Origin of the sequence: Vibrio sp. 14G-20 (assembly GCF_026241515.1) — a bacterium.
In the GTDB taxonomy this organism is placed as follows: domain Bacteria; phylum Pseudomonadota; class Gammaproteobacteria; order Enterobacterales; family Vibrionaceae; genus Vibrio.
Genome location: NZ_JAPHPW010000004.1, coordinates 124446 through 137796, shown reverse-complemented (window position 1 = coordinate 137796; position 13351 = coordinate 124446). Strand labels below are relative to the sequence as shown.

The window sequence follows — 13351 nt, the reverse complement described above, 5'->3', positions numbered from 1 at the left end:
ATTACTATCAAATTTATACGTATTTTAGTACTCGTTACGCTGCAGAAAATACCCGTGTCTCATAAATAAGACTTGATTAAATATCTATGATTGTTCGTTTGATGACCTGAAAATCTTGTGGTACTTTCTCATTCGCTCTGTAAATGAACAGTGTTTTATTATTCACTGAGAGCTAGTTATTTAATTTATTTTAAACAGTAACGCAACAGATAAAATAGTGTCGGAAACTATTGGCTGTTGGCCAACGTTGCTGTAGGACAGACAAAAAAAAGGTATTTTCATGCTTAAATCAACATTTCTATTAGGCCTAGTTGGCTTGGTTTCACTTCCTACATTTGCTGCTGGTATTGAGGGTGGTCCATACATTGGCGCAGGCCTTGGTGTGTATCAAGACTCAGACACTGACGGCGCAGGCAGTTTAGATGCTGAAAGCGTGGGGTACAGCCTTTATGGTGGTTATCAGTTTAACCGTATCGTAGGTATCGAGCTCGGTTACACAGACTATGCTGACTATGAATCATATGGAACTAAGGTGCTTTCACCAACATCGCTTTCTGTTGCTGCAAACCTAGGTTATACGTTCGATAATTCTATTCGTCCTTTTGTACTGGCGGGCTTGAGCTATGTTGATCTCAACTCTAAGGGGTCTAGCATTGATGACGATTCTGGTGCTGGTTTCCATTTTGGCGTTGGTGTTGAATACACGCCAGTAGAAAACCTAACATTACGTTTAATCTCACAAGCAGACGCAGTAAATATCGAATTCTTCGGCGCTAATGGCAATAGACTGGCAAGCCGTGATGTAGCGTTTAGCTCGGTAACTCTTGGTGCTTCGTACAATTTCTAATGGCTTCTGTTAAATAACTCCAAGCTAAACCTATGGATACCTATAACCGCTCTAACGTTGAGCGGTTTTTTATGTCAAAAATAACGATTGGTCACGCTATCGGCAGAGTTGGTCTAAAGCCTGAAATTAGTTGGTTTTCACAAGCTTATAAAAGGGAATTATGTCGACTATTTTGGTAGATTAAAGGTATTACAGACTTCCAGTGAGCAGCAATGAAGATTCTTCACACGTCCGATTGGCACCTTGGCCAAAACTTCTACAATAAAAGCCGTAAGAATGAACATGAACGGTTTTTACAATGGTTACTTGAGCAAGTTACTGAGCACAATATCGACGCGATCATTGTTGCTGGCGACATTTTCGATACCAGTACACCGCCGAGTTACGCTCGTGAGATGTATAACAAGTTTGTGGTCGATTCGAACAAGATCGGCTGTCAATTGGTGTTGTTAGGTGGAAATCACGATTCGGTGTCTGTGCTTAAAGAGACACAACAGCTGCTCAAATACATGGGCGCAGACGTAATTCCTAATACCAATGAAGATCATGCGACTCAGGTTGTCGAACTAAAAGGCAAGAACGGCGATGTAGAAGCGCTGGTTTGTGCCATTCCTTTTATTCGCCCTCGCGATGTGTTGACCAGCCAGGCGGGTGTCACAGGCGTTGAGCGCCAAAAACAACTCGGCGATGCAATCAAACAGCACTACCAAAGTGTTTATGATGCCGCTGTAAAAAAACGTGCGACGTTTGAAAACAGCGAACACATGCCGATCATCGCTACAGGTCATTTAACGGCGATGGGGGTTCAACAATCGGATTCGGTGCGTGACATTTATGTCGGCAACCTTGATGGTTTTGCCGCTGATGGCTTCCCAGACGCAGACTATATTGCACTTGGTCATATCCACCGCCCACAAGTCGTGGCAAAGCGTGAATACATTCGTTACTGCGGCTCACCAATCCCATTAAGCTTTGATGAACTTAAATCTCAAAAGCAGGTATGTGTGGTTGAGTTTGTTGAGGGCGTGCGCACCATTTCTCAATTGCCAGTTCCAACCTTCCAGCCTCTAGCTGAAATCAAAGGCGACTTAAGCGAGATCGAATCTCAGCTGAACCAATACATAGGTTTAGATAGCGACCAAAGCGTGTGGTTATCGATAGAAGTGCAAGCGCAAGATTACTTATCGGATCTTCAAGAACGTATGCGCGCACTAACCGAAGGTTTGAATGTGGAAGTGCTTCAATTGCGCCGCGCAAGAGAACGTCGTAATCAAGCATTAGAGCAAGAGTCAGCAGAAACCTTATCTGAACTGAGCCCGATGGATGTGTTTAGCAAGCGTATTGCCTTAGAAGAGTTTGAAACCGATTCTGAAAAAGCGCGTTTAGAGCGCATGACGGTCAAGTTTAAACAAGTGATGGTCGAAGTGTCTGAAAGCGCTCAAGCGCCAAACAAAGCAGAAGAGTAACCAGTATGAAGATTTTAAGCCTAGAATTTGAAAACCTGAACTCTTTGAAAGGGCGTTGGAAACTCGATTTTACCCAATCGCCGTTTGCAGAAAATGGTCTGTTTGCTATTACAGGTCCAACTGGGGCGGGTAAAACCACCATTCTTGATGCGATTTGTTTGGCATTGTTCCACCGCACGCCGCGCTTAAAGAGCATTGCTAAAGGCAATAACGAATTAATGACGCGTGGCACGGGTGAGTGTTTCGCTGAGCTGGAGTTTGAAGTACAGGGCAAAACGTACCGCTCTAATTTCCATCAAAAGCGAGCGCGTGGAAAACACGATGGCGCATTACAAACGCCAACCTGTGAATTTGCCGATGCTGACACCGACAAAGTCTTAGAAACCATGCTGACCAAGAAGACCAAGTTGGTGGAGCAGGTAACAGGTCTCGATTTCTCTCGTTTCACCAAATCCATCATGTTGTCTCAGGGTGAGTTTGCGGCGTTCTTAAATGCCAATGCGAATGACCGCGCAGAGCTACTTGAAGAGCTGACGGGAACCGAAGTTTATAGCCTGATTTCAGAGCGTATCTACGATCATTTTAAGTCGAGTGAAGAGTCGCTTAATCACCTTAAAGCGAAAGCCGAAGGGGTGAGTTTACTGTCTGAAGAGCAAATCCAAGCGCTGACCGCAGAGCGTGAAACGTTAGAAGCCGATCAGAAGCGTTTAGCGGAGCAATTAAAAGAGTGGCAAGCGCACCTAAGCTGGTGGAAAGACGTGACTAAAGCTGAGCAAACTATTGCGACCAGTGAGCACGATCTTAAAACCACTCAAGATGAACTAGACCGTAACCAACCTTCACTAGAGCGTTTGGCAAACAGTGAGCCGGCTGAAAAGCTGCGCCCAATGCACAAAGATTTAAAGCGTTGCGAACAAGAGGTAAACACCACTCAAGCTAACCTAGATAACAGCACCAAGTTACTTGCCGTTCGTGATGTAGAGAAGCAAGACGCGCAAACTAAACTGACTCAAAGCAGTGATGCTGTTCAGAAGATAAAAACCGAACAACAAGATCAAGAGAAGATCATTGAACAGGTTCGCCCTCTAGATAACCAAATTGCCGTACTCAAAGATAAGCAAACCGCGGCCTGTAATGCAGCGAATACGCTAAACGAGCAACATACGCAGCAGCGCAATCAACAGGTCGTTTTGGTCCAAAAAATAGATGCACTAAAGCAACAAGATCAACTGAGCGCTGAGTACCTAAATACGCATCAAGCTGATCAACATCTGGAAAAATACCTAGGTCAATGGCAAGCAAAGGTAGAGCAAGTTCGTACCCTTGAGCGTCAGCATTCAGAACAACTAAACTCAGCGAAGCAAGCTTTGTCTGCGGTTGATGCACAGCAAACGATCATTAAATCTGCGCAAGAAGCTAAAGCCACGCAAGATAAAACTTTAGCTGAATTGGTCGTGTTAGAGAGTAGTGCAAAGCAACAGTGGGAAGCCTTGCAAGGAAACACCAGTGAGCAAGTGTTGAATGCACAAAAAGATCTGTTGGAGTTCTGGAATCGCAATACGCATTCATTACTTGAGATCAATCGTGGTTTTCTAAATGCTCAACAGCAGCTGAACGTTAAAACACAAACGCATCAAAGTAACACTCAGTTGGTCGACAAGCTTTCGAAAGAACGTGAAGTGTTAGTTGAGCGATATAAAGAGAAAGAGACTTCGCTTGAGCGATTAACGCGTTTGATTGATCAAGAAGGCGAACTAGCGAAATACCGAGCAGCTTTAGAATCTGGATCTGAGTGTCCATTGTGTGGTTCAACTGACCATTCGATTGAACAGTCGCAAGACATTGCAAACTTGGTTGCTCAACAAGAGCGTGAAAAGCATGAGTTAGCGATCATCAAGAAAGACGGTCAAGAGCATCGTCAGCAGTTGGATTCTCTTGCTCCGATGATTACTGCGCTCAACGATGATATTCAACGTGCACATGCCGATACTCAACAAGCTCAATTAAATTGGCAAGGCGTTGTTGGCAAGCTTCAACAGGGCTTATCGGATTTCGTTGGTACGACTCCTGAACTGGCTCTACTTACGTTTAACGATCTAGGTAATGAAGTTACGGTGACGACCTTTGTTCAGCAGTGTGAGCTTCAACTAAGTCAGAGATCGCAGCAACTCAAAGCGTTGGCTGATGCTAAAGCGCATTACGCCGAAGCTGAGAAACAACGCCTGTCTGTAAGTGTTATGGCTGACAAGGCGCAATCGAATCTCGAGCTGGCCGAGCAACGCCTAGCGGATTTGAATAAGCAAAACCAAGTTACAAACGAACAAGTGACTCAGATAACTCAAGCGAAAGATCAACAATGGAGCTCTTTAAAAGAGAGCATTGTTCAAACGGCTATTGAAGCGCCTGAACTTGAGCATATTGATGATTGGTTTACTGCGAAATCGCAAGCATCAAGCACATGGCAGCAAACTAAACAGCAACAGGCTGATATTGAGAAGCAACTGATTACTCAAAATGCCGAATTGAAAACCTTAGATGACAAGCTAAGTAGCGCAGAGAAAGAGATCGCGACACTGACGCAAGAGAGTGAGTCTCTAGTTTCAGAGCTGACTCGTATTAGTGCTGAAAGGGCAGAGTTGTTTGGTGACAAAGACATTCAAGCCACCAGCAATGCGATGAAGCAAAAAGTCACTGACGCGGTAAACGCATTTGATGCCGCGCAGTTAGTGCTTAACCGTTGCGAACTTGAGCATCGAACCGAGCAAACCAAACACACTGGTTTCTCGGACGAGTTAGCCAGCAAGCAGTCAAGCCTCACACAAGCGTCGAATGCTTGGTTAGAAGCACTGAAAACTAGCCCATTCGAAGATGAGGCTAATTTTGAAGCAGCGTTGTTAGACGAAGAAGTTCGTACTCAACTGCAAAGCCTGAAGAAGTCTTTAGACGAAGCGATTGTCAGTGCGCAAGTAAGGTTGAGTACAGCCAGAGCGACGCAAGTGGAGCTACAAAACCACGCAAATGCTAAAACATGGCAAGAGCAAAACCAACAGCAAGTTGAAGAAGCGACTACTGAGTGTCAAAACGCACAACAAAGCCATGCGACAAAGATCGGTGCGATTTCTGCCAATCTTGAAACGGATAGCCAGAACCGCAGTAATCAACAAGATCTGTTCAAACAGATCGACGAGCAGCAGGTCGAGTTTGATGATATATCACGTCTTAACTCACTTATCGGTTCTAAGAACGGCGATAAATTCCGTAAGTTTGCTCAAGGTCTCACATTGGAAAACTTGGTGTATTTGGCAAACAAGCAGCTACAGCGTTTACATGGGCGTTATGAGCTAAAACGTAAAGCTGATGATGGCCTGGAACTGCAAGTGCTCGACACATGGCAGGGCGATGTTATGCGTGACACTAAGACTTTGTCCGGTGGCGAAAGCTTCTTAGTGAGCTTGGCGTTGGCATTAGCGCTTTCTGATCTTGTTAGCTACAAAACCAGTATTGATTCTTTGTTCTTGGATGAAGGTTTCGGCACGTTAGATAGCGACACATTGGACATTGCACTTAACGCGCTCGATAACCTGAATGCGTCTGGCAAGATGATCGGTGTCATTAGTCACGTTGAAGCACTTAAAGAGCGAGTACCCGTTCAGCTTAAAGTGACGAAACACTCCGGACTTGGCGTGAGTGAAATGGAGAAACAGTACAAAGTTGTCGCTTAGGTTCTAGTCATATTCATCAGTGCAGAAATAGAAACAGAGCTAGATGAAGCAGCTCCCCCGACTCAGTCGTTCCTCCTTCTCGAGGATGACGGAGTCGGGAGTTGTCATCAATCACTACGCCGTCACTCCTTAACGTAAGGAACGAACGTAATAGGGAATCTCTAGTAAACGCACGAAGTGGACTCTTCAAGAAGGAAACTGCCATGCACAAGAAATCACATTTACCGACCAAGACATGTCCTGTTTGCCAAAAGCCTTTTGCATGGCGTAAAAAGTGGCAGCGCTGTTGGGATGACGTGATCTACTGTTCTGAACGTTGTCGTCGTAATAAGTCTTAGTCCCATAATCTGAATAGATCAGGTCAATCCTCATGATCTAAACCCGTTAACTCCAATATTTCCTTCCTTTGTCATCATTTTGATGATCCTTTAATCGTTTCGTCATTCATTTCTAAAGTTAATATTTCTATCTGTAAGATAAGTGATGTATAAAGACGGCATGAAGATACCTAAAAGAATACAGCCTTTAGTTGACGATGGTTTAGTCGACGAGGTGACAAGCCAACTCATGAGTGGCAAAGAAGCATCGGTGTACATTGTGCGCTGCGGCGATACGATCCGTTGTGCCAAGGTATATAAGGAAATTAGCCAACGCAGCTTCAAAAAAGCGACGGCGTATCGTGAAGGACGAAAAGTCCGAAACAGCCGCCGTGCTAGAGCAATGGAAAAAGGCTCTGGATTTGGTCGTGAGCAACAAGAAAAGGTTTGGCAAAGTGCTGAAGTGGATGCCTTATATAAACTGGCAGAAGCGGGCGTTCGTGTGCCTGTCCCTTATGGTTGCTTTGATGGCGTGTTGCTTATGGAGCTGGTAACAGACGATGATGGTTATGTTGCGCCACGTTTGAACGATGTCGTGATGTCAGCAGAGCAAGCGATCGAAGATCACGCAGTAATGATGACTTACGTGGTTAAAATGCTGTGTGTTGGTTTGATCCATGGTGACTTGTCTGAGTTCAACGTATTGGTGGATGAGTACGGCCCAGTAATTATCGATTTACCGCAAGCAGTTGACGCTTCGGCGAACAACAACGCTGAGTGGATGTTGGCTCGTGATATTAATAACATCCGTGACTACTACGCTCAGTTTGCTCCTGAATTGGCGAAAACTGAGTATGCCAAGGAAATGTGGGCGCTGTATGAGAAAGGCGACTTAAAGCCAGACAGCAAGCTGACGGGTGAGTTTACTGAAACGGACGACTTGGCTGATATCGAAGCCATAATGCAAGAGATAGACGCTGCGCGAGTTGAAGAACAACACCGACGTGAACGTGCGAAAGAAGAGAAAGAAGGTGTCGATGATAGCAAGTTCAATTGGGCTGAGTAATCGTGATGATCAGTTTTGATCTTTAGTTAAATGTCAGTCACAACGCTTTAAAAAATTGATGCGTTCTTTTAAAAGAAACAACCCAATAGAGCCTCGGCTCTGTTGGGTTTTTTATTTCCTGATACAGGTATTAACTACCAACTTAGTTGCTCACCATCATAAGCGTAGAAGTGCCCACTTTGGTCAGGTATGGCAGTTCGAATGATATCGACTAATTGATGGGCGACATAGCTAGATTCAAACAACTTACCCTCAGGGACATTGGTCTGAAAAGGCTTCGACAGAGCTGTGTCTGTTGTGCCCGGGTGCAGAGCCAACACGGTGCCTGTCTTGAGGGTACGCTGCCATTCAATCGACATGGTTTTGATGAACATGTTAAGGGCTGCTTTCGAAGCACGATAGCTATACCAGCCGCCTAATCGGTTGTCTGAAATGCTACCTACCTTTGCGGATACCACCGCAAATTTTGGATTGTCACTCGTTCTAAGAATCGGCGTGAAGTGCTTTGCTAATAATAAGCTGGGCAGGGTATTCACAGAGATGTTTTTGAGGAAAAACTCAGGGTCGATAGACGACAAGTTCTTTTCCGGCCCAAGGTCTGGAGTGTGGAGCATACCCACGCAGTTTATCAACCAATCAAGTTGGTCAAACTCAGAACTCAAGCGTTTGATATCAGCTTCGTCGGTGGCGTCGACTTTGTGCCAGCTCAAGCGACTGTTTTCTAGTTCCGGTTGTTGAGAGTGGTAAGTTGCGTCGACATGTACATCCAGAAAATCAAACCGAGAGAGCTCAGATAATAGGTGTTTAACCACGGCGAAACCGATACCGCCACTCCCACCGACCACCAATATATGTAATCTGAGTTGCTCCACCATTATAAATTCTCCAAGTTTGTGATTCGTTGTTCTGCGGTTTAACGCATCGCGGTGCTGGTTCATAAAGCGCCAGTACAAGCTATTGAATGGGCAAGAACTCTCACCGCTGCGTTCCTTTATCTTGTAGTCACAGCCTTTGCAGTAGTCACTCATACGATTGATGTAAGAACCGCTGGCAGAGTATGGTTTGGTTCCGACGATCCCGCCATCCGCAAACAGTGCCATACCTCGCGTATTTGGCATTTCAACCCACTCAATCGCATCGACGTATATACCAAGGTACCAACTGTCGACTTGGTCAGGGTCTATGCCTGTGATTAAACAGAAGTTGCCAGTGATCATTAACCGTTGGATGTGGTGCGCGTAAGCAAACTCAAGAGACTGGTCAATCGCATGCTTCATGCAGTTCATCTTGGTTTGCCCATCCCAAAAGTAATGAGGTAGCTTATTGCTTGCTGAATAATGGTTTTTACTGGCGTAAGCAGGCATATTCGCCCAATAGACGGCGCGTATGTACTCACGCCACCCTAGTATTTGGCGTACAAATCCTTCGACCTGTGCAATATCGATGCTTGGTTTAGCTGGTGAACTCTCTCGAAGACAGGATGCTTGGTAGGCCGACAGTGCTGCATCAATCACTTCTTTAGGACCCAGCAGTTTACTGTTCAACGAAAACGAAATACGGCTATGATACAAGCTCCATTTAGAGTCGTGCTCTGTAGTCATCGCATCTTGAAACTGCCCAAATAACGGTAAGCAGACTTGGCAGAAATGAGCGAGCAGAGACAAGCCTTGTGCGCGATTGACTGGCCATAGTAACTGGTTACCAACTTGACCAATGGTTTGCACTTGGTTGCGTTCGATACGCTGCAAAATGTCTGTTATGTCATTAGTAAACATCAGCGGCTGGGGCAGGTTTTCAATGTCTTGCTTCTTGAGTTTCTTTCGATTGCTCGCGTCGTAATTCCATTTGCCGCCAACTGGTTTTCCGTCTTCTAGCAAAATGTCGAAACGCTTTCTCATTCGGCGATAGAAGTGTTCCATCATGATGTGTTTGTCTTTCGGAAACTGTTGTTCGATCTCCTCGAACGGAAAGAGGAAGTGTTCCGTATCACAACAACCCTTGGTGGCATTGGTGAGTTTGAGCTTGTTCAGTTGTTCTAATAGGCGATATTCATCTGGCCTTTGATATTCGAATTTCTCTACACCGAATTCGTGTACATAGTGCTTTAGAAGTGCATCTAGGTTTTCAAATTGCATGGTATCGTCCAAGGTCAAATGAAGGACTTGATGGCCTTGCAGTTTCAATTCTTCAGCGAAGTAACCCATAGCACAGAAAAACGCGGCAACCTTTTGAATATGAGATGCAACATAATCCGTTTCTTGTTTGAGCTCAGCGATGATGTAAATAACGTGATCGTCAACCTGTCGAAACCATGAATGCTCAATGTTGAGTTGGTCACCTAATACAAGTCGTACCGTTTTAAAGTTCATAATGCGTCCTGGTTTGTGAGGCTTTTTATGTCTGAGTGACCGCCTGCCCATTGATCGATGAAAGCATGGTTTGGGTCGTACATTTCAGTCTGCTTAGCTAAATCAAAATGGCGTGATTTAAGTTGCGTTTGATTGGCACAGTCTTGCTTATTGGCCTGACTTTTTGCTTGAGAGTTGAGCGCCCCGGCAATATACGCCCAGTTACCCCAGTTAGATGCCACGTCATAGTCGACAAGTTGGCTTTCGAAATAGGCTGCGCCGTATCTCCAGTCGACTCCCAACTCGTAAATCAAACAACTTGCGGCTAACTGCCTTCCACGATTGGACATGTAGCCTGTCGCGTTTAATTGACGCATACAGGCATCGACAATCGGATAGTTGGTGTTACCGCTCTTCCATTTGGCAAAATTAAGGCTTCCAGATTGAGTGTTATTTACTGCAGTAACGGGGTTTGTGGATGATCTTGTAAACAGCGATGACTTCAGCGACATGCTTTTCCAATAAAAATACTCTCGCCACAACAGCTCGAAATAGATCCAATAGGTAGAGTCATTTGTCCCATGTTCAGATTCAAAGTGTTTGAGGTGTCGGCAGATTGTTTTCGGTGAAACACAGCCTAACGCTAACCACGGTGAAAATTTGGTCGAGTTCTCAATGCCATCCAATGCATTTCTTGTCTGTTTATAGTGGCCCGCGTAATCGTGTGAAAAGTAGTGTTCGAGATGGGCTAATCCCGAGCTTTCACCGCCTTTGAAGATTTGCTCGTTCGCCAAATTTCCAATCTTAAAAAGGTCGGCCTTTGAGTGATAGTGTGACGTTGTTGTGAGGTCTGGTACTGCTACTGGTGTTGGTGCTAACGTCGTTATGGTCAAACTTTGTGTATCTACAGCCAAGTGTTCAATGAGTTTTCTGAATTGGGTAAACGAGCGGGGTAACTTGTCTAGCGTAAAAGGGAAGTCATCGAGCTGAAACAGCGTCGAGTTATGAGATTGAATCGCAGTTATGTTCGGGCAGTCAGTCAGCGTTGATTGCACTAGTTGTTGCTCGTCGTAGCCACAATGATCATTTGCAAAAAAGTGAGTGACGTTAAGAGTAGAGATAATTTCTTTGAGCGAGTTTTTAACGCCATCGCCTTTATCTTGGTCTTGTGTAAGGACGATGAGTGGTTGTTCTAGGTCGCGCAGGTTAGCCTTAAGATCGCTAATCGATTGTGAAATGAAAGCTATGCGGTGAGCGCCATAATTCTGTTCTTGAGCGAACAGTGAAGAGTAGTGAGATAGATTCGGTTCGACAACGACACAAACGAGCTCATCGACGAATTGGCTTGCTTGATAAAGTAGCGTGTTGTCGTTGATTCTTAAGTCGTTTGTAAAAAGATAGAGACCAGTATTTTTCATTACCTACACTCGGCGATTTGTTAATTATTAGACGCTTACGAGTTGATAAGCTGACAAGATCACAAATGACTACTCTGAATGGGTAAAAGCAGATTTCGGTCAGGATGAAGATGTTGAAGAGGGTACCAAGCCAACCAATAATACCGATAGAGGTTGGCACGACAGAATGTTTCTAGGAGTTTCGTTAAAGCCTCTACTCCATAGGAACGACCAGAATATCGATAGGAGAGATGTCGATGATCTGTTTCGAATGGGAAATAAGCTTATGCCAAAAATCATGGTGATGGCCGCAGAGTAATAGGTCAACGCCATTTGCTTCAATGACATTTTTGAGCTTATCGCTTAAATCGCCCGTTCCCACGAAAATGTGCTTGATAGTGTGCTTGGCATAGGTCTCAAACTCTTTCAGGTGGTTAATTGTATCTTCGTTGATGGGTAAATTGCCTTCATTCCCTTGAATATCAAAGATTTCCGGGTAAATTTCTCCATGCGTACCGTCGATATAAACAAACGAAATACCCGCATCGAGTTTATCGGCGAAGAAAGCCGCTCTATTAATAAGTACTTTGGTGTCGTCAGACAGTTCGACGGCGACTAGAATATGTCGGTATTCCATAATTTAAGCCTTTTGTTGTGGGTTCTGTATCAAGCATAGTTTTTGTTGGCGCAAATGATATCGAAGAGGTCTCATATTACGTAAAATCGTCATTCAATGTTCTTCTAAGCACTATCGTATTTATATCGCTTTGATTGATAAGAAATTTACAAAAGGTTGATATAGTGGTTGAAGCGCTCGCTTATGCTATTGGATAGGCTTGACAGTTCAATGCGCCAATAACTAAGAGGCATCAATGACAGCACTACTAACTATTCCCACTCGAACACTAGGATTCGACTACGATATTGAGATCCGAGATTGGTCGCAAAAGCTCGTGGGCTTTCATGTGTTTGAAGATGGCAGACGCCAGCTCGATGGTGGTATTGGGTTAAGTCTCAATCTTGTTGAACAGTTTGATGTTAATGGTCGTTGGTTAGAATCGTTGCCTGCTCGTTATCGTGAAATCACCGATGACTTTCCAGAATATCAATATCAAATGTTATGGCTTGCAGCGAACACTTATGAAGCGGCGCAACTGCTTGAATTAAGGCCCGTTATTTTGGCGCTGATTTGCATGAAATACAGTGTCGATAATCAGAAAGCATTGGAACTAAGTCGCTTAGGGCAAAAGAAGATCCTCGCCCAACTGGGCTTAGACAGCAGTAAAGCAACACTAAAATTCATCGACAAGTTAGAATTACATTACAACGTTGGTGATGAGCTAGACCACATTGTTCGTATTCTCGAGCCATTACAAAGGCGCGTTCTTAAGTTTAAGCACTACTCAAAAGTCGGATACACAGCGCTGCGTTTGGATCAAGTTCATCCATTTCTAACTGGTAGCCGACTCGGGATTGCAATGGTGGAAGAAGGCCGGCTTAATGCACCGTCTAAGATGGCGATGTTCCAAGATGCGATATTACTAGGGCAAGATTTGGAGATGGATGATCCGCTGCGCGCTATTACCAGTCAGAACTCATTCGCGATGTTTGAGCAACTGCATGACCGTTGGACGGAGCAACGCCAATTACGTCGTTTAGAGGGGAATCGCCCAATGGATAAAGACATCCCTTATCCAGTTCCTTTGCTAGGCAATGACGACATTCATCCTCTCACTGATTATTACGATCTTGAACACGAAGGCATAGAGCAGAAGCATTGCATTGGTGTGTATCACAACCGAATTATGAGCGACCGTTATGTGGTGTTTCGCATGCTCAAACCTCAACGTTTAACCATAGGTTTACGCCGTGTTCCGAGCAAAGCATTTCCGTTTGAGATCGACCAAATCTGTGGAAAACGAAATGCACCGCCATCAGAATCTGCTCGGCGAGTGATTCACGACTGGTTAGAAGCGGGTAAGCAAAAGTATCCTAAACAATAGTCGTTGAACTAGAAGGAATAACAGGATGTATCAACAAGGTGATTTATGTCCGCATTGTGGTTTGATTATTGTGATGCCTACGGAGCTACAAGGTGAATGCCTAGGATGTGGCGAAGAAATTAATCAAGACCTAGCAGACGACTACGACGACGAAGAGTAGCTTTATCTACATTAGATTAAGTAAG

9 protein-coding genes and 2 pseudogenes are annotated in these 13351 nt (G+C 44.6%); 7 read left to right on the top strand and 4 right to left on the bottom strand.

The genetic code is table 11. From position 1 onward, the window contains the following. Positions 1–280: 280 nt before the first annotated feature. The 5 genes from OQJ75_RS05045 to OQJ75_RS05025 all read left to right on the top strand — a co-directional run bounded on the left by OQJ75_RS05045 (position 281) and on the right by OQJ75_RS05025 (position 7418). Positions 281–847: a porin family protein gene (locus OQJ75_RS05045; RefSeq protein ID WP_265971424.1), complete on the top strand. Its 567-nt coding sequence runs from the start codon at positions 281–283 to the stop codon at positions 845–847. 212 nt (positions 848–1059) lie between these two features. Continuing rightward, entirely contained in the window at positions 1060–2313 is a 1254-nt protein-coding gene (sbcD, locus tag OQJ75_RS05040) for an exonuclease subunit SbcD (RefSeq protein WP_265971425.1), read from the top strand. A gap of 5 nt (positions 2314–2318) precedes the next feature. Next, on the top strand, positions 2319–6035 hold the full coding sequence (locus tag OQJ75_RS05035) for an AAA family ATPase (protein ID WP_265971427.1): 3717 nt from the start codon (positions 2319–2321) through the stop codon (positions 6033–6035). Positions 6036–6238: 203 nt separating this feature from the next. Further along, positions 6239–6373, top strand: a complete 135-nt coding sequence (locus tag OQJ75_RS05030) for a DUF2256 domain-containing protein (protein WP_081090094.1) — start codon at positions 6239–6241, stop codon at positions 6371–6373. A 160-nt stretch (positions 6374–6533) separates the two neighbouring features. Next, the gene (locus OQJ75_RS05025) at positions 6534–7418 is read left to right on the top strand and encodes a PA4780 family RIO1-like protein kinase (RefSeq protein ID WP_282570621.1); all 885 of its coding nucleotides are present in this window, start codon (positions 6534–6536) and stop codon (positions 7416–7418) included. 134 nt (positions 7419–7552) lie between these two features. Here the strand turns inward: OQJ75_RS05025 and OQJ75_RS05020 are convergent. The 4 genes and pseudogenes from OQJ75_RS05020 to OQJ75_RS05005 all read right to left on the bottom strand — a co-directional run. Continuing rightward, positions 7553–8260: pseudogene (locus OQJ75_RS05020) on the bottom strand (SDR family oxidoreductase); the annotation flags it as partial. Positions 8261–8326: 66 nt separating this feature from the next. After that, positions 8327–9787 (bottom strand): annotated as a pseudogene (locus tag OQJ75_RS05015) (cryptochrome/photolyase family protein); the annotation flags it as partial. Next, a complete protein-coding gene (locus OQJ75_RS05010) occupies positions 9784–11184 on the bottom strand; it encodes a DASH family cryptochrome (protein ID WP_265971429.1) in 1401 nt (466 codons plus the stop codon). The gene OQJ75_RS05010 and the pseudogene OQJ75_RS05015, both read right to left, overlap by 4 nt. Positions 11185–11377: 193 nt before the next feature. Beyond that, positions 11378–11800: a universal stress protein gene (locus OQJ75_RS05005; RefSeq protein ID WP_265971430.1), complete on the bottom strand. Its 423-nt coding sequence runs from the start codon at positions 11798–11800 to the stop codon at positions 11378–11380. Positions 11801–12035: 235 nt separating this feature from the next. On the opposite strand from OQJ75_RS05005, the gene OQJ75_RS05000 reads away from it, so the two are divergent. Continuing rightward, entirely contained in the window at positions 12036–13166 is a 1131-nt protein-coding gene (locus OQJ75_RS05000; RefSeq protein ID WP_265971431.1) for a PcfJ domain-containing protein, read from the top strand. A gap of 25 nt (positions 13167–13191) precedes the next feature. Further along, positions 13192–13326: a hypothetical protein gene (locus tag OQJ75_RS04995; protein ID WP_265971433.1), complete on the top strand. Its 135-nt coding sequence runs from the start codon at positions 13192–13194 to the stop codon at positions 13324–13326. Positions 13327–13351: the final 25 nt, after the last annotated feature.

Coding starts and splice junctions, on each gene's coding strand:
- OQJ75_RS05025 (WP_282570621.1), top strand. CDS start 6,534: ATGAAGATACCTAAAAGAATACAGCCTTTAGTTGACGATGGTTTAGTC.
- OQJ75_RS05000 (WP_265971431.1), top strand. CDS start 12,036: ATGACAGCACTACTAACTATTCCCACTCGAACACTAGGATTCGACTAC.
- OQJ75_RS05030 (WP_081090094.1), top strand. CDS start 6,239: ATGCACAAGAAATCACATTTACCGACCAAGACATGTCCTGTTTGCCAA.
- OQJ75_RS05005 (WP_265971430.1), bottom strand. CDS start 11,800: ATGGAATACCGACATATTCTAGTCGCCGTCGAACTGTCTGACGACACC.
- OQJ75_RS05045 (WP_265971424.1), top strand. CDS start 281: ATGCTTAAATCAACATTTCTATTAGGCCTAGTTGGCTTGGTTTCACTT.
- OQJ75_RS05035 (WP_265971427.1), top strand. CDS start 2,319: ATGAAGATTTTAAGCCTAGAATTTGAAAACCTGAACTCTTTGAAAGGG.
- sbcD (WP_265971425.1), top strand. CDS start 1,060: ATGAAGATTCTTCACACGTCCGATTGGCACCTTGGCCAAAACTTCTAC.
- OQJ75_RS04995 (WP_265971433.1), top strand. CDS start 13,192: ATGTATCAACAAGGTGATTTATGTCCGCATTGTGGTTTGATTATTGTG.
- OQJ75_RS05010 (WP_265971429.1), bottom strand. CDS start 11,184: ATGAAAAATACTGGTCTCTATCTTTTTACAAACGACTTAAGAATCAAC.